Source organism: Chelatococcus sp. YT9 (assembly GCF_018398315.1).
GTDB lineage: Bacteria > Pseudomonadota > Alphaproteobacteria > Rhizobiales > Beijerinckiaceae > Chelatococcus.
Window position 1 is genome coordinate 74,372 of the sequence record NZ_JAHBRW010000002.1, and the last position, 20,434, is coordinate 94,805.

19 protein-coding genes are annotated in these 20,434 nt (G+C 62.6%); 14 read left to right on the forward strand and 5 right to left on the reverse strand.

Going from position 1 to position 20,434, the window contains the following annotated elements; translation table 11 throughout:
* Window positions 1-257: 257 nt before the first annotated feature.
* The 4 genes from KIO76_RS20390 to KIO76_RS20405 all read right to left on the reverse strand — a co-directional run bounded on the left by KIO76_RS20390 (window position 258) and on the right by KIO76_RS20405 (window position 4,655).
* Window positions 258-1,247: a C4-dicarboxylate TRAP transporter substrate-binding protein gene (locus tag KIO76_RS20390; RefSeq protein ID WP_213325437.1), complete on the reverse strand. Its 990-nt coding sequence runs from the start codon at window positions 1,245-1,247 to the stop codon at window positions 258-260.
* Between the two features lie 215 nt (window positions 1,248-1,462).
* Window positions 1,463-2,653 (reverse strand): ABC transporter substrate-binding protein, encoded by a 1,191-nt coding sequence (locus KIO76_RS20395; protein WP_213325438.1) that lies wholly within the window; start codon window positions 2,651-2,653, stop codon window positions 1,463-1,465.
* Between the two features lie 11 nt (window positions 2,654-2,664).
* On the reverse strand, window positions 2,665-3,420 hold the full coding sequence (locus KIO76_RS20400; RefSeq protein WP_213325439.1) for an enoyl-CoA hydratase/isomerase family protein: 756 nt from the start codon (window positions 3,418-3,420) through the stop codon (window positions 2,665-2,667).
* Window positions 3,417-4,655 carry a CaiB/BaiF CoA transferase family protein gene (locus KIO76_RS20405; RefSeq protein ID WP_283771504.1) on the reverse strand — a complete coding sequence of 413 codons (1,239 nt, stop codon included), beginning with the start codon at window positions 4,653-4,655 and terminating at the stop codon, window positions 3,417-3,419. Before KIO76_RS20405 ends, KIO76_RS20400 begins: the two co-directional genes overlap by 4 nt.
* 154 nt (window positions 4,656-4,809) lie before the next feature.
* On the opposite strand from KIO76_RS20405, the gene KIO76_RS20410 reads away from it, so the two are divergent.
* The 14 genes from KIO76_RS20410 (at window position 4,810) to ilvA (ending at window position 19,926) form a co-directional block, all read left to right on the forward strand.
* Complete coding sequence (locus tag KIO76_RS20410) at window positions 4,810-5,511, forward strand: GntR family transcriptional regulator (RefSeq protein WP_213325441.1); 702 nt, start codon at window positions 4,810-4,812, stop codon at window positions 5,509-5,511.
* 194 nt (window positions 5,512-5,705) lie between these two features.
* Window positions 5,706-6,500 (forward strand): GntR family transcriptional regulator, encoded by a 795-nt coding sequence (locus KIO76_RS20415; protein WP_213325442.1) that lies wholly within the window; start codon window positions 5,706-5,708, stop codon window positions 6,498-6,500.
* A gap of 35 nt (window positions 6,501-6,535) precedes the next feature.
* The gene (locus tag KIO76_RS20420; protein ID WP_213325443.1) at window positions 6,536-8,038 is read left to right on the forward strand and encodes an ABC transporter substrate-binding protein; all 1,503 of its coding nucleotides are present in this window, start codon (window positions 6,536-6,538) and stop codon (window positions 8,036-8,038) included.
* A gap of 92 nt (window positions 8,039-8,130) precedes the next feature.
* A complete protein-coding gene (locus KIO76_RS20425) occupies window positions 8,131-9,633 on the forward strand; it encodes an ABC transporter substrate-binding protein (protein ID WP_213325444.1) in 1,503 nt (500 codons plus the stop codon).
* A gap of 312 nt (window positions 9,634-9,945) precedes the next feature.
* Window positions 9,946-10,875 (forward strand): ABC transporter permease, encoded by a 930-nt coding sequence (locus tag KIO76_RS20430; protein WP_213325445.1) that lies wholly within the window; start codon window positions 9,946-9,948, stop codon window positions 10,873-10,875.
* A gap of 8 nt (window positions 10,876-10,883) precedes the next feature.
* Window positions 10,884-11,741 (forward strand): ABC transporter permease, encoded by an 858-nt coding sequence (locus KIO76_RS20435; protein WP_249729984.1) that lies wholly within the window; start codon window positions 10,884-10,886, stop codon window positions 11,739-11,741.
* A 7-nt stretch (window positions 11,742-11,748) separates the two neighbouring features.
* A complete protein-coding gene (locus KIO76_RS20440; protein ID WP_213325447.1) occupies window positions 11,749-12,540 on the forward strand; it encodes an SDR family NAD(P)-dependent oxidoreductase in 792 nt (263 codons plus the stop codon).
* Between the two features lie 11 nt (window positions 12,541-12,551).
* Complete coding sequence (locus tag KIO76_RS20445) at window positions 12,552-13,451, forward strand: polysaccharide deacetylase family protein (RefSeq protein ID WP_213325448.1); 900 nt, start codon at window positions 12,552-12,554, stop codon at window positions 13,449-13,451.
* A gap of 5 nt (window positions 13,452-13,456) precedes the next feature.
* A complete protein-coding gene (locus KIO76_RS20450; protein ID WP_213325449.1) occupies window positions 13,457-15,010 on the forward strand; it encodes a gamma-glutamyltransferase in 1,554 nt (517 codons plus the stop codon).
* Window positions 15,000-15,998 (forward strand): ABC transporter ATP-binding protein, encoded by a 999-nt coding sequence (locus KIO76_RS20455; RefSeq protein WP_213325450.1) that lies wholly within the window; start codon window positions 15,000-15,002, stop codon window positions 15,996-15,998. Before KIO76_RS20450 ends, KIO76_RS20455 begins: the two co-directional genes overlap by 11 nt.
* A gap of 10 nt (window positions 15,999-16,008) precedes the next feature.
* A complete protein-coding gene (locus KIO76_RS20460; protein WP_213325451.1) occupies window positions 16,009-17,034 on the forward strand; it encodes an ABC transporter ATP-binding protein in 1,026 nt (341 codons plus the stop codon).
* Complete coding sequence (locus tag KIO76_RS20465) at window positions 17,031-17,438, forward strand: RidA family protein (protein WP_213325452.1); 408 nt, start codon at window positions 17,031-17,033, stop codon at window positions 17,436-17,438. Before KIO76_RS20460 ends, KIO76_RS20465 begins: the two co-directional genes overlap by 4 nt.
* 242 nt (window positions 17,439-17,680) lie before the next feature.
* Entirely contained in the window at window positions 17,681-18,151 is a 471-nt protein-coding gene (locus tag KIO76_RS20470) for a RidA family protein (protein WP_213325453.1), read from the forward strand.
* Between the two features lie 248 nt (window positions 18,152-18,399).
* A complete protein-coding gene (gene ilvA / locus KIO76_RS20475) occupies window positions 18,400-19,926 on the forward strand; it encodes a threonine ammonia-lyase, biosynthetic (protein ID WP_213327040.1) in 1,527 nt (508 codons plus the stop codon).
* 10 nt (window positions 19,927-19,936) lie between these two features.
* Here ilvA and KIO76_RS20480 read toward each other — a convergent pair whose 3' ends face one another.
* The gene (locus KIO76_RS20480) at window positions 19,937-20,179 is read right to left on the reverse strand and encodes an HP1242/YdcH family protein (RefSeq protein ID WP_213325454.1); all 243 of its coding nucleotides are present in this window, start codon (window positions 20,177-20,179) and stop codon (window positions 19,937-19,939) included.
* Window positions 20,180-20,434 lie beyond the last annotated feature (255 nt).

Genomic DNA, 20,434 nt, shown 5'->3' on the forward strand with positions numbered 1-20,434 from the left:
GGACCCCTATCGAGTGCATATCCGGTGGAAGCCGAGCCTGACGAGCGACCGCCTCGTAGAGCTAGGAACAATAAGCGGGCCAGCGGCACGCCCTCGAAGACGCGCCGCCGGTCACGTATGCCAATGGGTCAAGCCATATTTGGAGGGAACCACCCGGACGCAGATCACGTTACGCTTAACGGAATGGGCCCAGGCTGAATGTCGGCTGCCTCTAGGCATATACTAGAGTCGAGGCGTGAGGTTGACGGTTTTATTTTTTACATCTGGGCGCCGATGATGGCACGAACCTTGTCCAGCAGCCCGGGGCTCCAGTCCTTATAGTCCTTGTAGATCGGCATGACGGCAGCCTTGTAGCCTTCTATGTCGGGCGTGACGAAGGTCGCGCCGGCCTTCTGCATCTGCGCCTGCAACTCGCCCTGACGATCTGCGCCCTGCTTGCTGTAGCGCTCGCCGCCAGCCAGCATTTCCTCGATCAGGATTGTGCGCTGGTCAGCGGGGAGGCTGTCGAACACCGTCTTGTTCATCATCAGCCCAAGCACCTGCTTGACATGCCCGGTCTTGGTGATGAAGGGCGCGGGCTCGTAGAGTTTGGAACTGTAGATCGAACCCGTTGGGCCCTCGGCCGCGTCAACCACCCCCTGTTGAAGGGCGCTGTAAACCTCGGCGAAATCGAGCGTCACGGGCGAGACGCCAAGGGCTTTGAACGAATCGATGTAGATCGGGATCGGTGCGAGACGGAACTTCACGTGAGCGAGGTCGCTAACCTTCGGATAGCCCTTGCGACCTACAATGTGGCGATCGCCGAAGAACCAGTTGAAGGCGAGCATCTTCACGCCGTTCTTCTCACCTTGGGCGAGCCAGCTCTTGGCCAGATCTGATTTGAGCACCTTCGTCACTTCTTCGTAGTCCTTGAAGACGAAAGGTGCTGAGAGAATGCCGACGTCCTTGCTCGCGTAGCTGGCGAAATAGCCGGAATCGACGATCGTGATGATGGGTGCACCCATCTTCACCTGCTCGTGCACATCACGCTCGCTGCCCAGCTGCCCGCCAGGGAAGAGCTCCAGCACCAGCTTGCCACCTGTGCGCTCCTTCACCCGCGTGGCGACCTCCTGCAGAATGACGTTCTGCAGCTCGGCCGCCGCCTGTCCGGTGCCGATGCGCAGAACCGTCTGCGCCTGGGCTGGCGCGGCCATTGCGAGCGCAGCCGCAGCCATGCAAACACCAACGAGTTTCTTGAATGATTTCATGTGACCCTCCCGAATTCTTATGCAAGCGCGACCTAGCGTAAAAGCATCGTCGCAGTCTCTCTCCGCTGGCAGAAGCAACCCGCATGCCCGAGAACGGCTTGCACGAGACTTGCGGAGTGCAGACTGGTCATTGCCGGCCCTAGCGACCGATCTCATCATCTTGGGAGACTGGATCTCCGCTTACGTTCACTGTTTGCGTCGCGGCTGACGAATACTTAGGCCGCAGCTTGGGCATGTGTGGCGTCCACGAGTTCCCGCATTGCCGTGAGCAACGCTGACCGCGTCGTCTCCTTTCTCAGGTAAGAACCGACATGGTGGCCGGCCTGCTTCTCAAAACGACCAAAGCCACGGAAGCGCGGACGGATCGCCGCATGCTGCAGCGTCTCTCCAACGGCAGAGAAATAGCCATTGAAGGCGCCATCGATCGTGCTGTCCCGCCAGGATGACATCGTCGCGGGCTGGCCGTGATGTCGGGCGAAAATGCCATCTTGAGTTTCATTGTGAAGCAGGAAGGCGACATAGGTTCTCGCAGCATCGGGATCGGTGCAATGCGCGGTTATACCGACAGCGGCGCCGCCGACCAATGTTCCTGCGCATTCCGGCGCCTCAAGCCCGGGGAAGGCTCCAAAGGCCAGGCGTCGCCGGCCGAAATCGGCCTCGCCATAGGTCGCGTAGCCGTAGGTCAGCGGACAATAGACAAGATCATCCCGGGCCGTCATCGCGTCGTGCAAGGCGATGGAGTTGAAATGCCCGCTGTCCGGATGAGCAAAGCCGTTGACTTCATCAAGCGCATCGAGCGCCCGCGAGAACGCATCAAGATCGAACACAAGCCCGCCTTCAGGCGTCTCCGTCCAGCGAGCACCCTGATTATGCATCAGCGTGCCTGCCGCCAGAAACCCGTGGTGATCGCCATTGGCGAGACCGAGCCACAGCCCTTGCCGGCGCGCGGCGCGGCCCAGCGCGATCACCTCCTCCCATCTCCGAGGCTCGGGACAATCCAAGGGTCTGAGCAGGTCCGGACGGAAAATCGCGTTCATGGTCGCCGCATCGACGGGGGCGCCCCAAACCTGCCCCTGCCACCGGTAGCTCCGTAACGATGGACCGGCGTAGGTCGCCTCAGCCGTGCCGCCAGGAACCCGTGCCAGCACGTCATCCAGCGGAAGGAACAGGCCGGAACCCGCAATTTCTCCGATGAACGGATGATCGAAGACGAGGAGATCACAATCGCGGATGGCCTCAGCGAGCGGCTGATGCTCGAACGCCCTGAGATCCCGAACTGCCCATTGAACGCTCCGGCCGTGCTGGGCTTCAAATACGCGGCTTGCCTCGACAAGGGGGTTGATCGCCCGTCTGTGTCCCCACGTGATCCCTCTAAGCGGCGCGTGCGACCGGTTCGCAGATACCATGTCCGTCCCCATCACGGCGTCTTGCGCGCGTTGAACATCTGCGCACCCGCCTTGTCATTACCGGCTGCGAAGCACAGCGCCATCAGCTCGTTTTCAATCTGCAGACCCAGATCGAGATTGCCGTTCATGCCCGCGCGCACCGCGGCTTTCGTCGCCTGGGTGGCGACAGGCGAATAACTGGCGATCTGCCGGGCAAGCTCACGGGCCCGCGGGAGTGCCGCGTCGTCGTCCACCACTTCCTCGACGAGGCCGATCCGCAGCGCTTCCTCGGCTGTGATGCGCTGACCCGTGAGCAGAATCCGCATTGCCTGTCCATAGCCGATCAAGCGAGGCAGATACTGGGAGGTCCCGCCGGCTCCCACCCAGCCGAGGCCGATTTCCGGGGAGCCGAGGATAGCACTGCGCGCGGCGATGCGAATATCGGAGGCAACCGCGAGTTCATGCCCGCCGCCGAGAGCCCACCCGCGCAGGACCGCGATGACGGGTTGCCGAATAGCGCGGATCTGCGTGACATAGTCGACCCGATTGCGCCAATCCCAGAAGTCTTCGTATTCCTTGAGCGTATTGATATCGGTCCCGGCGCAGAAGGCACGCTCGCCCTCGCCTCTCAGCACAACGACGTGGATCGAGCGCGTCTCGTTGATCTCCTGGCTCAATTCGCGCAACAGCTTGAACATCGCAGGGGTCATCGTGTTCAACTTGGCCGGTCGGTTGAGGACGAGTTCAGCGACGTGCCCGTCCTGTTCAACGTATATGTCCGCCTTCATCGGGCCGCTCCCGTGCTGTGCAGCGCCTGCCGCGCGTGCTCGTCAAAGCCGAGCTCAGCCAGCACCTCGTCGGTGTGCTCGCCGAGACGCGGCGCTGTCTTGAACGTACGCTTCTCGCCGGTGTCGATCGCCGGGGCCAGGGTGCGATACGGACCACCGGCATGGTTGATTTCCGTGACAAAGGGGCGAAACTGCTCGTGGCTTGCAAGCTCCGCGTAGCTCTGAACTGGATTGACCCAGATATCGAGCGGAGTCAGCCGGTTGATCAGCTCCTCCGTCGAATATTTGGCAACATGCCGCGCCACTAGGCCCGCCGCCTTGTCGCGCCAACGGCGACGCGCCTCGAGATCCGCGTGGGGCGGCGCTTCTTCACCGAGCCCGGCGAGCTCCGGATCTTCGAAGGCATTGGCGAGAGCCGGAAAGCGTGCCTGGGCGATCGCAAGAAAGCCGTCCGCTGTGCGGTAGATCCCGTAGGGCGGCTCCATATATACGCTGGCGAACGGCCGCTCGGAGCGCGGCGCCAGACGCCCGGTATTCAGAAAGGTGGAAATCTCCTGGATCTGGATCTCGAGCGCGGCAGCGAGCAGGGAGACTTTGAACTCACGCCCCTTTCCGGTGCGCTGGGCCTCGATGTAACCGGAAAGCGCCGCCTCCGTTGCCAAATGCGAGGCGCAGGTATCGACCATATAGACCGGCGACGGATGAGGCAGACCGTCGTCAGTACCCGCGTTGAACGCGAGACCCGAGAACGACTGCACCAGAAGGTCCTGGCCGGGCCTGTCGACCATCGGCCCCTCGTCGCCATAGCCGCTGATGGCCACATAGACGAGCTTCGGGTTGATGCGACTGAGCGTCGCGAAATCGATGCCGAGCCTTGCGGCGACACGCGGCCGGAAATTCTGCACCAGAATGTCTGACTGGGCGACGAGCCGGTGCAAAACCTCCTGGGACGACGGCTGCTTCAGGTCGAGGCATATGCCGCGCTTGCCGCGATTGAGCATGAGGAACGCGCTCGACTCCTCACCGTGCCAATAACCGTCGATCGGCCACTGCCGTGAGAAGTCCCCGCTGGGGGACTCGATCTTGATGACGTCTGCGCCGAGATCGCTCATGCGCGACGTCGCCAATGGGCCTGCCATGGCAATCGTCAAATCGAGCACTCTGACGCCCTCGAGGACGGAACTAGGTGAATGAGCTGCGGCCGACACGGGAACCTGCCTGGTTAAACAATCCATAGATCATAAATCATATATGATCTATGATCGCAAGCACCAAACGCGCCTCGATCCCGATTTTGTGCCGCCACGAAACGGATATGCTTCGCCGACGGCCCGTCGGATCCGTCGGCTTTTCCCTTCCGAGAATCGGGCAAAGGCTATAAAGGTCACGATGATGGAGCCCATACGCGAGCCCGACTTACCCCTCTCAGCCCGCGCCGGCCGGAGTGATCTGCAGCGCTCCAATCTGGTCGACCAGATTCACGACGAGCTGCATCGGCGTATTACCGACAGGCTCATGGCCGCGGGTGAACGCATCGTCATCGACAAGCTTGCAGCTGAATTCGGCGTGAGTCTCATTCCCGTGCGAGAGGCGCTCGCGCGCCTCAAGGTCGAGCGGCTCGTGACTCACGAATCGAACAAGGGCTATCGTGTCGCGCCCTTTCCTGAGGGCTTCGAAATGCGCAAGCTCTTTGAGGCCCGGCTCGTCGTGGAGCTAGGGGCCCTCGAGCAGGGTTTCGATAATCTCTCCGACGCTCTTGTCGAACAGCTCGCCGCTATCAACGCCACCATTCGCAACGGCGACTATGGGCCGGAGTTTGCGAGCTTTCGGGACTTCATCGACCGCAATGCCAATTTTCACCGGCTCATCGTCGGCCTTGCGCAAAACCCGTTTATTGACGAGGCCTACAGCACGCTGGGCTATCATCAGCGGGTAGCCCAGACGCTGTTCGGGCGCGGCCCCGACAACCTCGATATGATCGTGACCGAACACGACAGCATCGTGGAGGCCCTGCGTCGACGCGATCTTGCAGCCGCGAAACAGGCGCTCGGCGATCATATTCGCCACGGGATGGACCCGTATCTGACATAAGCCAAGCGACACCGTCCGGCGCGAGAGGCAGTCGCATGAGCGAAGCCGCAACCAGCACTCCGTCTGCTCGCCCAACGATCGCAGCTTCGAACGCCCCGGCTCACGCGGAGCTTTCTCACCCGTGCGCATGCATTTTCTTTGTGACATCTCACAAATGACTTGTGAGATGTCACAAGCTGTGATGAGCTATGCCCATGCTTGATCGATCCTCCCCATTTCTAACCGCGATACCGCCTGGTCCCGCCACCAAAAACGCGGTGGCCGGGCAGGTGCTCCGCCATGCTCTGCTGACCTGTGACATCGCGCCGGGGGCGGCCTTTTCGGAGGTGGAGATCGAATTTCGATATCGGCTGGGGCGAGCCAGCATCCGTGGGGCACTCGCCGGCCTTGCCGGGGAAGGTCTCGTGACCCCGCTGCCGCGTCAGGGGTGGCGGGCCGCGCCGATCACCGTGGCGCTGATCACGAGCCTCATCGCGGCGCGGCGCCAGCTCGAGCCGATGTTGGCGAAACGCAAGCTCTCGGCTGCCGAAGTCTCTCGCCTAGATTCGCTTGTGATGCTCGATGTCGCGCTTGCAGGGAGGGGCGACATTCAGGCCATCACGACCGCGCGCGTCACTGACCGCCAGATCATGGATGTCATCGCCCTTGAAAGCGGGGTTTTTCAACGCAAATGGCTTGCGGAAACGTGGGACCACTGCGCCCGAGTCCTGGCCTTCCTCGAAACCGGCGAATTAAAGTATCATCACGCATCGCGAGCCGATCTCGTGGCGGCCCTGCGAGCTGGTGACGCCAAGCAAGCCGGCGCTGAGCTGCTTCGCGATATCGCTGCTTTCGAGCGTTTTGTAGAACGGGCGGTGCTCAATCGCTCCGATTTCGCTTTGGGTGCTGTGGAAAAACGATCCGCACGCCGTATTCGCGACAAGTCGACATCAAATGCAACGACGAGCGTGTCATCCATCGGGACATTGGGTTCGCCACGCAAATCTTGAGCATGACGGTCGAGCGTGTTTTGGGGAGAACTCAGATGACGTCACTTAGCTCTAAAGTCGCAGCAATTCTATTTGGACTGTCTCTTGCGTCCGCGCCAACCGCACTCTTCGCCAAAGACAGGCTGACGGTGGATCTCGTCAACGAGCCTTCCTCACTCGATCCTCAGGTGCAGTGGAACCCCGATAGCTATTACGTCTACCGCAATATCTTCGACAATCTGCTGACGCGTGACGACAAGGGCGATATTATTCCCCAGGTCGCGACATCCTGGAAATACCAGTCAGACACTGAGATCGAGTTTCAAATCCGCGACGACATCACCTTCCATGACGGCAAGAAACTGACCGCCGAAGATGTCGCCTTCAGCGTACAACGCATCACCGATCCGAAGTTCGGCAGCCCACAACTTGGGCAGTTCAACAAGATCATCAAGGCCGAGGCAACGAACCCAACGACGGTCAAGTTGACGACCGACGGCGCCTATCCAGCCCTGCTCGCCCAGCTCACGAAGCTGTCCATCGTGCCGAAACACGTGGTCGAGGCCGTGGGCAAGGATGCCTTCAACCTCAAGCCCATCGGCAGCGGGCCCTACAAATTCGACAATTGGCAGCGCGGCGTCCAGGTGACGCTCACGGCCAACCCCGCCTACTGGGGTGAGAAGGGGCCCTTCCCGACCGCCGTGTTCCGGGCCGTGCCAGATGCGTCAACGCGCGTTGCCAATCTGCAGGCGGGCACCAGCGATATCGCCGTGACGCTGGATTCCGATCTCGCGGAGCAGCTCAAGGCCTCAGCGAAAGCGAAAGTCCTTTCGGTGCTGACCGAGCGCGTCGCCTATCTTCGTCTTAACCCGACGAAGCCCCCCTTCGACAATGCGAAGGTCAGGCAGGCGGTGGCCTATGCGATAGACAAGGAGGGCCTGATCGACGGCATTCTCGGAGGTTATGACAAGCCCGTGCCGGAGATGCTGACGCCCTCGCATGTGGGCTGGGTCGCCGACATCAAGGCGCCCTCCTATGATCTCGACAAGGCCAAGGCGCTCGTCGCGGAGGCGGGTCCCGCGGCCAAGGCCGAGATCGAACTTGCGACGTCGCCGGTCTTCGACCAGCGTATCGTGCAGGCGATCCAGCAGATGCTGGCCGAGGCCGGCTTGAACGTGAAGATCAACATGTCCGACATGGCCAATTATCTGAAGCGCGCGCAGGGCGGCCTCGACGCCACGCCAGCCCTCAGTTTTGGCCGCTGGTCGTGCTCGTGCCAGGATGCCGACGGCGTACTCTTCCCGCTGCTCCACAAGAGCAGTTCCTGGTCCGTCTATCGCAACGACAAGGCCGATGCCCTGCTCGAGGACGCCCGCGCTACGCTCGACGAAAAAAAGCGGCTCGATGATTACCGGCAGATCCACGAAATCGTCGCCGAAGATGTGCCGCTTGCGCCGCTTTACCAGGTTGCGGCCATCTATGGCGCCGCCAAGCCTCTGCAGTGGCAGCCCTCGCCCGGCGAAAGCCTCTTCCTCAACCGCATGAGCTGGAAAGAGTAACCGAGGACCGGGGCAAGCCCTCCCCTGCTCGGCACATAACGATGGGCCTTTAAAACATACATTTTCAGATGGAACTCAATGGGAGAACGGTTATGGCGATGCGAGGCAGGGGGCTCGTGGCGGCCCTTCTGGGACTATGCCTGACAGTCGCGCCGGGGGCGCTGATGGCAAAGGACAGGCTAACGGTGGATCTCGTCAACGAACCATCGTCGCTTGATCCGCAGGTACAGTGGAATCCGGACAGCTATTTTGTCTATCGCAATATCTTTGACAACCTCGTCACGCGCGACGACAAGGGCGAGATCGTCCCGCAAATCGCGACATCCTGGAAATACTTGTCCGATACGGAAATCGAGTTCCAGATCCGCGATGACGTTACCTTCCACGACGGCAAGAAGCTGACCGCCGAGGATGTCGCTTTCAGCGTTCAGCGCATCACGGATCCAAAGTTCGGCAGCCCGCAGCTCAGCCAGTTCAACAAGATCATCAAAGCCGAGGCGACGAGCCCGACAACGGTGAAGTTGACGACCGACGGCGCCTATCCCGCGCTGCTCGCCCAACTCGTCAAACTGTCGATTGTGCCGAAGCATGTGGTCGAGGCCGTCGGCAAGGATGAATTCAATCTGAAACCGGTCGGAAGCGGTCCCTACAAATTCGAGAACTGGCAGCGCGGCGTGCAGGTCACGCTCAGCGCCAATCCCAATTACTGGGGTCAGAAGGGGCCATTCCCCACAGCCGTGTTCCGGGCAGTTCCGGACGCCGCGACCCGCGTTGCCAACCTCCAGGCCGGCACTACGGATCTCGCCGTAACACTCGATTCCGATCTTGCTGCGCAGCTCAAGAATTCACCGCGGGCGAAGGTTCTCTCGGTTCTGACCGAACGCGTCGCCTATCTCGCCATGAATGTGCAGAAGCCGCCGCTCAACGATCCGAAGCTGCGCGAGGCGGTAGCCTATGCCATCGACAAGGAAGGTCTCGTCGACGGCATCCTGGGTGGCTACGACAAGGCTGTGCCGCAGATGCTTTCTCCCGCGCATGTCGGCTGGGTCGAAGGCATCGAGGCGTTGCCGTTCGATCTGGCCAAGGCGAAGGCGCTCGTGGCCGAAGCCGGCCCCAAGGGAAAGCAGGAGATCGGGCTCCTGACCTCGCCGGTCTATGACCAGCGGGTGGTCCAGGCTATCCAGCAGATGCTGCGCGAGGCCGGCCTGAACGTCAAAATCGACATGACGGACATGGCGACCTGGCTGAAGCAGATGCAGAGCGGGCCGGACGTCATCCCGCAGATGGCCTTCAGCCGCTGGTCCTGCGCCTGTCAGGACGCGGATGGGGTGCTGTTCCCGATCCTCCATTCATCGAGCGGCTGGGCCAATGCTAATGACAAGGCCATCGACAGTCTCCTGGTGGAGGCGCGTCAGACGCTCGATGAGAAGAAGCGCCTTGAGGCCTATCGCGGCGTGCACGAACGGGTGCGGACAGAGCGGTTCGTCATCCCCCTTTATCAGGTCGGCATCGTCTATGGCGCCGCGAAGGGCCTGCAATGGACGCCGACGCCTAACGAGAGCATGTTCATTAATCGCATGAGTTGGAAGGATTAAGATCGATCGACGTTCAAGGACTCGCGCCGGTCATCCCGGGACGAGCGAAAGCCCGGGCCCGGGATCCAGAACCGAAACGGTTAGTTGATCATCAGTATCCATCAGCCTCTGCACAAGGCGCCTCTTTGCTGGAGGGGCAAGGTTTCTGGATCCCGGACAACGGCTTCGCCGTTTCCGGGATGACACCGAGGTTCCCGCCTGATTGCGGCAGATGCCTGAATGTCGGTCGATCCCACAGATCCTTCCGCGAACATCGCTCTCCCCGGAGCCGATACCATTACGTTTCACCTTGATCGGCAGGAATGCAGATAGATGCGGCGGTTCCTTATTAGGCGGATAGGACAGGTGATCGGCACGATCTTTGGTGTCGTGACCCTGATCTTCTTTCTCCAGAGGCTGACTGGAGACCCGACGTTCCTCCTCGTGCCGGAGACGGCGACGCAGGCGGATATCGACGCCTTGCGCCATTCGCTGGGCTTCGATCGGCCGCTCATCGTGCAGTATCTGGATTTTCTGAGGCAGATCGCCAGCTTTGACCTCGGCCGCTCCGTCATCCAGAATATCCCGGTCTGGGATATCATCGCGTCACGCCTGCCCTACACTTTGCAGCTCGCGGGCGGGGCCTTCCTCGTGGCCTTCGGGCTTGGCATCCCCGTGGGTATCGTGCTGGCGCTACACCGCGAACATATCGCGGCGCGCCTGCTTGCCGGCATCGTGCTGTCCGCCCAGAGCATGCCGACCTTCTGGAGCGGCATCCTCCTCATCATGATCTTCGCGGTGACGCTCGGCTGGCTCCCCCCGTCGTCAGCCGGGGGCATCGACCATCTCATCATGCCATCGGTCGCGCTCGGCCTGCTCAGCATGGCGACATTCGCGCGCATCACACGCACATCGCTGCTCGACGAGCTCTCCAAGGATTATGTGCGCACGGCGCGCTCACGCGGCGTGTCGATCGGCCGGCTGCTCGTCCGCCACCTCGCCCGCAACGCCTCCATCCCGATCATCACGGTCTCGGCGCTGGAAATTTCCAACCTTCTCGCCGGTGCCGTGATCGTCGAGACGGTCTTCGCTTGGCCAGGCCTGGGGCAGGTCACGGTGCAATCCATCCTGGCGCGCGACTTCCTGGTCGTGCAGGGCGTCGTCCTGCTCGGCGCCTTCGTCACCGTCGCGCTCAATCTTGCCGCCGACCTTCTCTACAGCGCCGTCGATCCACGCATCCGTCTTGATGGGGCGAGCCGATGAGCGCGGTGATGTCAGCGCCGGCCCGCCGCAAGCCGAGAGTCAGCGTTGCCAAGCGGGTCCTTCAGTGGGCGCCTGTTGGCCTCATTGTATTCGCCATTCTTGTCGCAGTCTTTGCGCCGTTCATCGCGCCATACGATCCGAATGCGCAAAATCTTCTTGGCCGGATGAAGCCGCCCGGCACGGTCTCACGCAGTTTCCATTACCTGCTCGGCAGCGATGAATTGGGTCGCGATCTCCTCAGCAGGCTGATCTTCGGCGCGCGCGTCTCCCTGTTTGTCGCCTTCGCCTCCGTCATCCTGTCTGGGGTTATCGGCGTGCTGCTTGGCATGCTCGCAGGCTATGCGCGCGGCTGGGTGGAAGTGGTCGTCATGCGGCTTGTCGATGTCTTCCTATCGATCCCCGCCATTTTGCTTGCGATCATCACAGTTGCCGTGCTCGGCCCGGGCCTCGTCAACGTCATCGTGGTGCTGGCGCTGACACGTTGGCCGCGCTACGCCCGCATCGCCTATGGCCAGACCCTCGGCGTTGCCAACATGCCCTACGTCCGTCTCGCCACCTTCATGGGCGCGTCCGCCCCACGGGTCCTGCTGCGCCACATCCTGCCCAACATCATCGGTGCCGTCACGGTGGTGGCGACGTTGGAATTCGGGCTGATGGTGCTGTTCGAAGCGGGGCTCTCCTTCCTTGGCATGGGTGTGCAACCGCCGACGTCGAGCTGGGGCGCCATGTTGAGTTCGGGCCGCAATTATCTCGCCACTGCCTGGTGGATCGCCACCTTCCCCGGCATCTGCCTGTTTCTGCTCGTCCTGGCAGTCAATTTGATCGGCGACGATCTGCGCGATCGTTTCGATCCTCGTTCACAGTGAGGCATTCATGGATTTCTTCTCCGACATAGCCGGCAAGCGCGCCGTGGTCACCGGCGCATGCGGGGTCATTGGCCGCTGGATCGCGCAGTCTCTACGCGAAGCGGGCGCCGATCTCTGCCTCACGGATACGGACGCCGATGCGCTCAAGGTCTGTGCGGACGAGCTCGGGCTCGGCGGAACCGGCTTTACCCATGCCGCCGATCTGACGGACGAGGCTTCGATCAACAGCCTCGTCAATGCTGTCGAGCAGCACTGGGGCGCCACGGATATTCTCGTGAATAATGCGGGGATCTATCCGAGCGGCTTTCTGCTCGATATTTCAACGCAGGATTTCGATCGGATCTTCGCGATCAACCTGCGAGCGCCTTTCATCCTCACGAAGGGCATCGCCCTGCAGATGATCGCCAAGGGCATCAAGGGCTCGGTCATCAATATTTCGTCCGGCGCCTCGCGCAAGATGCGACGCACCGTCGTGCCCTACTGCACCTCGAAGACGGCGCTCGACCGGCTGACGAAGGGCTTCGCCATCGAGCTCGCCGAGTTCGGCATCCGCGTCAATGCGCTGGAGCCCGGCTTCGCCGCCGGCTCGTCGGTCAGCAGCCTCACCGAGGACCACATCAACAATACTATCGCGGCGATCCCGCTCGGCCGTCCTTCGTCGCCGAGTGACGTCGCCAATGGCCTTCTTTATCTCGCGAGCGAGGCCTCAGCCTATGTCACCGGGGCGACCCTGACGATCGACGGCGGCAATTCCATCGGCTCGCTCGCCGTGCATCAGGCAAAGAAGCATCCGTTGTGAGCGAGGCCGCCATGTCCGATCAATCCCGTGCTACCCCCTCGCCGCGCTACGTCTGGCCGGAGGGCAAGCAAAGCGCCTTTGCCTTCTCCATCGACGTCGATGCGGACGCGCCCCTTCTGTGGAACGTCCGGGGCGAGCCGCCCTCTCGTTTGCTCGGCCATATGGAACAGCGGCTGTTCGGGCCACGTGTGGGCATCTGGCGCATTCTCGATCTGCTCGATCGTTTCGGGATAAAGGCGAGCTTCTATGTGCCCGGCGCCGTCGCCGAACAGCACCCGGATCTTCTGCCCGCCTTTGTCGCGCGCGGCCATGAAGTCGGCCTGCACGGCTATTTCCACGAGATCGTTAGCCAAGTCTCCGACGAGGAGTTCACCGGCGCGCTGGAGGCATCTCTGGCGATCTTTCAGGCGCAAGTCGGCATCAAGCCGAAGGGGTTTCGCTCGCCGGCCTGGGAAATGACACCGCATATGCTGGCCGAGATCAGGAAGCATGGGCTCTACGACAGCTCCCTCTCCGGCTTCGACCACCCCTATACGATCGGCGACGTGGTCGAGGTGCCGGTGCAGTGGGCCATCGACGATGCGATCTATTTCAAGTTCCTTGGCGGCGGCGCCGATTCCTGGCCGCCGCAGGCGACCCAGCCCATTCTCGACAACTGGCTCGACGAATGGGACATGCTCCATGCCGAAGGCGGCCTTTTGATGCTCACCATTCATGACTGGATCTCCGGGCGCGCCCACCGCATCCGGATGCTGGAGCGGCTGTTGACCCGCATCACGGCAACCCCGGGGGCCTGGACCGCGACCGTCGGCGAGATCGCGGCTCACCACGCGGCCTCTGCCAATGCCACGCGGTTCACAGTGCCTGTGAGGACGCCCGAGCCGATCGCCGATCGGCGTTTCGGAAGATAGATATCATGCAGACCTTCTCGATCCACAAGCCGGCCGTGCGCTCCCGCCACGGCCTTGTAGCCGCCCAGAACCGCTATGCGGCCGAGGCGGGCGCCGCCGTTCTCGCCCGGGGCGGCAATGCCATGGACGCGGCCATCGTCACGGCGCTGGTGCTCAGCGTCGTGGAACCCTGGCTCTCCGGCATCGGCGGCGGCGGTTTCCTGCTCCATGCGGACGGCGCGACCGGCGAGGTCTCAACGCTCGATTTCAACGTCATGTCGCCGCGTGCGCTCGACCCGGCGGATTATCCCCTGTCCCGCGCCAAGATCGGCAACTGGTTCGACTGGCCGACCGTCGAGGGCGAGCGCAATGTCTCGGGCTATACCTCCATGTGCGTTCCCGGCGCGATCGCCGGCTTCGCGGAGGCCTTGTCACGCTTCGGCACCCTGTCCTGGGCGGAAGCGCTGCAACCGGCGATCGCCCATGCGGAACGCGGGCTGGAAGTGGACTGGTTCACATCCCTTTCGCTCGCCGTGGAAGCGGCGGCGCTTGCGCATTACCCGGCGAGCGCAGCCCTCTTCCTGGACGATGGCCGGGCACCTCGCGCCGGCGACACCACTCATCCGAACTTCCGCCCGATGCCGGAAAAGGCAGAGCTCCTGAAGCGCCTTGCCCATGCCGGCGCGCGTGACTTCTACGAGGGCGAGGTGGCTCGGCTTCTCCTTCAGGATCTTACCGAAGGTGGATGTGTCATCGATGCCAGGGACCTCGCCGATTACCGTCCTGTTTGGCAGAAACCTGAAACCGGCCGTTACCGCGACCTCGATATCCACGTTATTCCCGGCCTCAGCGGCGGTCCGACCTTCCTCGACGCCTGCCAGCGGCTGACGGACCATGATCTCGCCGCCGCCGTGCCGATGGCCGATGCCGCGCTCGCCTATGCCACGGCCATCCGGCAGGCCTATGAGCATCGGCTGACGACGATGGGCCATGCGGCAACGCCCGAGGCAGGGTGCACCAGCCATCTCAGCGTCGTCGATGCTCAGGGCACGATGGTCTCGCTAACGAACACGCTGTTGTCGCGGTTCGGATCGAAAGTGGTGCTGCCACGCTCCGGAATCCTGATCAACAACGGCGTGATGTGGTTCGACCCGCGCCCGGGCCAGCCCAATTCCATCAAGGGTGGTGTCAAGCCGCTTGCGAATATGTGCCCGCTCATCGCCAGCCGGCGTGGCCAGCCCCTACTTGCGATTGGCGCGGCGGGCGGCCGTACCATCTTCCCAACCGTGCTCCAGATCATATCCTACATGGCGGACCGCGGGCTGACGCTGGAGGAGGCCTTCCATACGCCGCGCCTCGATGCGAGCACGCCGACGATCCGCATCAATGCCAAGGCCGATCGGGGCGTCGCCGCCACAGTCGGGACCCGCTATCCCGTGGAAATCGTCGAGGACACGCTCTATCCCGTCAATTTCGCGGTTCCGTCCGCTGTCATGCGTGAAGGCGGGAACAATATAGGCATGGCCCATCCGACAAGCCCATGGGCCTCTGTGGCCGTCGGAGAGCCCGATGGCCGCTGAGACCGCTGCGCGTGGCAACAAGCCCCTCCTCGCGATCGACAACCTGCGCATCACGATCGCGGGGGTCGACGTGGTGGATGGCGTGTCGCTCACCGCCGATGCGGGACGGATTCTGGCCATCGTCGGCGAAAGCGGCTGCGGGAAAAGCCTGACCGCCCTATCAATCCTGCGTCTGCTTCCCAAGGCGGCCCGCATCACCGAAGGGGCGATCGATCTCGACGGCACCGATCTCATCCGCATCTCCGACGACGAATTGCAGAGCGTCCGTGGCAATCGCGCGTCGATCATCTTCCAGGAGCCGATCGCCTCGCTCAATCCCCTGATGCGGGTGGGCGCGCAGGTGGAGGAGGCGCTGCGCCTCCATCGCGGGATGTCGCACAGCGAAGCGCGTCGGGAGGCCGTCGGGATGCTGGCGAGCGTCGGCATTCCGGAACCCGAGCGGCGCGCACGACAATACCCCTTTGAGCTGTCCGGCGGGATGTGCCAGCGTGTCATGATCGCTGCAGCGCTCATTTGTCGCCCGCGGCTCCTGATCGCCGACGAGCCGACGACGGCGCTCGACGTGACGATCCAGGCGCAGATCCTCGATCTCATGAAGCGGCTTCGCGATGAGGTCGGCACCTCGATCATCATCATCACCCACGATATGGGTGTGGTAGCCGAAATGGCGGATGACGTGGCTGTCATGTATGGCGGGCGGGTCGTTGAGCGTGGAACGGCCGACGCGGTCTTTTCCACGCCGGCCCACCCTTACACGCGCCTTCTGCTGGCGACGGTCCCGCGCCTCGATGGACATCGCAAGGAGATTTTGCGCACGATCGAGGGTATCGTTCCGAGTGTCGATCAATGGCCGCAGGGGTGTCGCTTCCGCAGCCGCTGCCCATTGGAGAGCGCGATCTGCGAAACGCGGCCGCCGTTGAGCCCGGTCGAGACGCCGGCCCACTCAGCCGCCTGCTGGCACACCGACCGCGTGGCGGAACTGGCGTGAGGAAGTGTCCATGACGAACGCCGCAGGACCGCTTCTCAGCGTCCGCGATCTCAAGGTCCATTTTCGCGTTCGCGATGGCCGCAACGGCGTCGTGAAGGCAGTCGACGGCATCTCCTTCGACGTACCCGTCGGGCGCACCGTCGCCCTTGTCGGCGAGAGCGGTTGCGGGAAATCTACGACGGCCTACGGCATTATCGGGCTGGAACCGGTCACATCCGGCTCGGTCATCTTCGACGGGCGCGAGATCGCGCAGCTCGACAGGAAAGCGCGGCGTGCTCTCGCGACCGACATGCAGATTGTTTTTCAGGATCCGAGCGCGGCGCTCAATCCCAAAATGACGATCGGCGAGAGTATCGCTGAGCCGCTGATCGTGCAGGGATGGCGTAAGCGCGACTGGCAAAAACGGGTCATGGAACTGCTCGACAGGGTCGGCCTGCCAGCCGCTTATGCGGAGCGAACGCCGAATGCGCTGTCCGGCGGCCAGCGCCAGCGCGTGGTCATCGCCCGGGCGCTTGCCCTCTCACCGAAACTGCTGGTGCTCGATGAACCGGTCTCGGCGCTCGATGTGTCCATCCGTTCTCAGATCCTCAACCTGCTCATGGTCCTGCAGAAAGAGCTCGGCCTGGCCTATCTCTTCATATCCCATGACCTGTCGGTCGTTCGCCATATCGCGGACGAGGTTATCGTCATGTACCTCGGCACCGTCGCCGAGCGCGGCGAAACAGGTATCCTCTTCGATCATCCGTGCCATCCCTACACCGAAGCGTTGATCTCCGCGATCCCGTTGCCGGACCCACGGGCGCAACGTGCACGCGAGCGCATCATTCTCAAGGGCGACTTGCCGAGCCCCTTCAACCCGCCTGCGGGTTGCCCATTCGTCAGCCGCTGCCCCATCCGGATCGAGCCGTGCGACACGATCCGCCCCACGCTGCAACCCGTGGAGAGCGGCACGGAAGCCGCTTGCATCGTCAGGGCGCCCGCAGCAGCAGCCGGCCACGCTACCCCGCCCACCCGCACCAAGGTCCTCAGTGCATGATTGAACGCAAGAACCCGTCAAACCTCGCGCCGCCCGTCGGCCGCTACCATCATCTCACGGTCATCCCCGCCGGCAGCGATATTCTCGCGATCGCCGGTCAGGTCGGCCTCGATGAGAAGGGCGATCTCCCGGGCACGGTCGAGGAACAACTCGCCAACGCCTTCGCCAATGTCACACGGATTCTCGAGAGCGAAGGCCTCGATCATCGCTCTGTGTTCAAGATCAACATGTGGCTGACCAAGCCGGTGGCCCGCGAGCGCTATGTCGAGATCTGGCGGGCTTTCCATCACGACGAACCGCCCGCCAGCATGTTCGCCTATGTCGCGGCGCTGATCAGCCCGGAGTATCTCGTCGAAGTCGAGGCCTGGGCGGCCCGGCCCGCCAAGGCGACGCCCCCGGCCTGAAGGGCGGAGGCTGTACAGCAACATCCGGATGAGCTTGGCGCCAGTCGGCATCCAGTGCTGTTGGCGGGAGACTCTGTGTCATCTCGGAAGCCGCAACGCCCGATCCCTCCCCGCGCATCTCCCGGCTCCTGGCGACGCGACGCCCCCGGGGATGACTGTCTGGGCTATCCTTGCATGGCGATTCAGCCTAGACCTTGCCTCAGCCTTCGTGGTGCAAGGCGGACGACAAGGGGAGGATCAACATGACACCGGAGGACAGACTGGCTGCCTTGGGGATCACACTGCCGGACGCGCCGAAGCCCGTCGCGAACTACGTGCCCTACCGCCTCATAGGGGACATGCTGTATCTCTCCGGCCAAGGGCCCCGTCAGCCCGGAGGCGGCTACAGCGTCGGCCGCCTCGGCAGGGATGCGACCGTAGAGCAGGGCTACCAGGATGCCCGCGCCTCTGGGCTGCTTCTGCTCGCGGTTGCCAAGGACGCGCTGGGGGAGCTTTCCCGAGTCAAAGCCGTCGTCAAATTGCTCGGCATGGTGAATGCCGAACCTGATTTCGGTGATCATCCCAAGGTCATCAACGGCTGTTCGGACCTGTTCGTCGAGGTGTTCGGCGAGGCGGGCCGCCACGCGCGCTCGGCTGTCGGTATGGGCTCCCTACCCAACCGGATGACGGTTGAAGTCGAAGCGATCCTGCAGATCGAGGCCCCGGGAAGCTGACGCCCTCCGATGCCGGAACTTCGGCCAGTCTCCTGGCCAAGTGCTTGATTTTAGAAAGAATCCAGCCAGCATCGCACTATTGACCCCTCGTCGGGGGAGGACTAGACCAGTCACGATCGGCAGGTCGCTCATACGCACCTCCCGAGACTGTCCTGTCCGCCACAATGAGGATGCTCGTGGTGCGGCATTGCGCGCGGACATCCCGTGGATGTCTCCACGATGTCTGGCACGCGGGCGATTGCATGACCATGCTGGATTACATCAAGCGCATTCTGACCGCATCCGTCTATGACGTTGCGGTGGAGACCCCGCTCGACCCGATGCCCCGCCTGTCCCACCGGCTTGGTATCAAGGTGCTGCTGAAGCGCGAAGATCTCCAGCCGGTGTTCTCGTTCAAGCTGCGTGGCGCCTACAACAAGATCGCCCAGCTTTCGGCTGACGAACGCGCCCGCGGGGTCGTGTGCGCGTCGGCGGGCAACCATGCGCAGGGCGTCGCCCTGTCAACGGCGCGGCTCGGCATTCGCGCCGTCGTGGTCATGCCGCGCACCACGCCGGGCATCAAGGTCAGCGCCGTGCGCAGCCATGGCGCCGAGGTGGTTCTGCACGGCGACACCTTTGATGAGGCGCGCGTCCATGCCGAAGAACTCGTGCGGCGCGATGGCCTCGTTTTCGTGCACCCGTATGACGATCCGGATGTCATTGCCGGCCAGGGCACGATCGGTGTCGAGATCCTGCACCAATGCGCCGGTCCTCTCGACGCCGTTTTCCTACCGATCGGCGGCGGCGGATTGGCAGCTGGCGTCGCGGCATATGTGAAATTCCTGCGGCCTGAGGTGAAGGTGATCGGCGTCGAGCCCGATGACGCCGCCTGCATGGCTGCAGCCATTGAGGCGGGCGAACGCGTCATGCTGCAGCATGTCGGCCTGTTCGCCGACGGTGTCGCAGTTCGCCAGGCGGGCGCCGAGACGTTCCGGCTCTGCCGCGACCTGCTGGACGGGGTTGTGCGCGTAACCGGTGATGAAATCTGCGCCGCGATCAAAGATATCTTCGACGACACACGCGCCATCGCAGAGCCGGCCGGCGCAGTGGCCCTGGCCGGGTTGAAGCGCTATTGCGAGGACAATGCGGCCTTCGACCAGGTGATGATCGCCATCAACTCGGGCGCCAACCTCAATTTCGACCGTCTGCGCCATGTGGCGGAGCGCGCGGAGGTGGGCGAGCGCAGCGAAGCACTCCTCGCGGTCACGATCCCGGAACGGCCAGGAAGCTACCGCGCCTTCATCCGCATGCTGGGCGACCGATCCATCACGGAATTCAACTATCGCTATGCGCCCGGCGCTGACGCCCGGATCTTCGTCGGCGTGAAACTCGCAGAAGGAGATCGGGAGAAGCAGCACATCATCGAGCATCTCACCGGCAAGGGCTTCCCGGTGGTCGATATGACCGACAACGAACTCGCCAAGCTGCATGTCCGTCACATGGTCGGCGGCCGCGTCGCACAGTTGGACGACGAGCAGCTCTATCGCTTCCAGTTCCCAGAGCGGCCCGGTTCCCTTCTCGCCTTCCTCGAGGGCCTCAGGCCGGACTGGAACATCTCCCTGTTCCACTATCGCAATCACGGTGCGGACTATGGGCGGGTTCTGGCCGGAGTACAGGTCCGCAATGGAGCCCAAGCGGCCTTCGAGCGCTACCTCGACACGCTCGACTGCCCCTATTGGAACGAGACGGATAATCCGGCTTACCGCCTCTTCCTTGACGGACACCCCGCCAAGTGAGCGACTGTCCCTACCGCGCGTCGGCCAAGGCGCTCGCGATGGCGTCCTTCAACGCAAGACGCCGCTTGCGCAAGGTTGTCTCGACCTCTTGGCTGACGGGCTCGATATTCGTCTCCGCCCGATGAACCTGATCATTCACTTCGTCATATTCCTCCAGGATTTTCGCAAAGGCGGCATCCTTCACCTTAAGCGCATGGATGGCATCGACCTGATCGGGGAATTCCTCGCCAAGCGTATGGGGCGTATTCGACATGTCATTTCCTCGTGCCGGTCTGTTCGGTCAACCTAAGGGTTGAGATGTAGACGACATTGATCGGCGTCAATGTGATGGTCGACTGTAACGCCCGAACGTGCTGACCAATCCTGCGTCGTATCCGTTGATAATGACAGCGGGTCGAGAAGGCGCGAGCGTTTCGATTCATACCACGTAGCAGCCCGACACGCCTGCTTCGCACCTTTCTGCTCGGAAGATTGCCAGAACGCACGAACAGTATTTTTGGCCCCATCA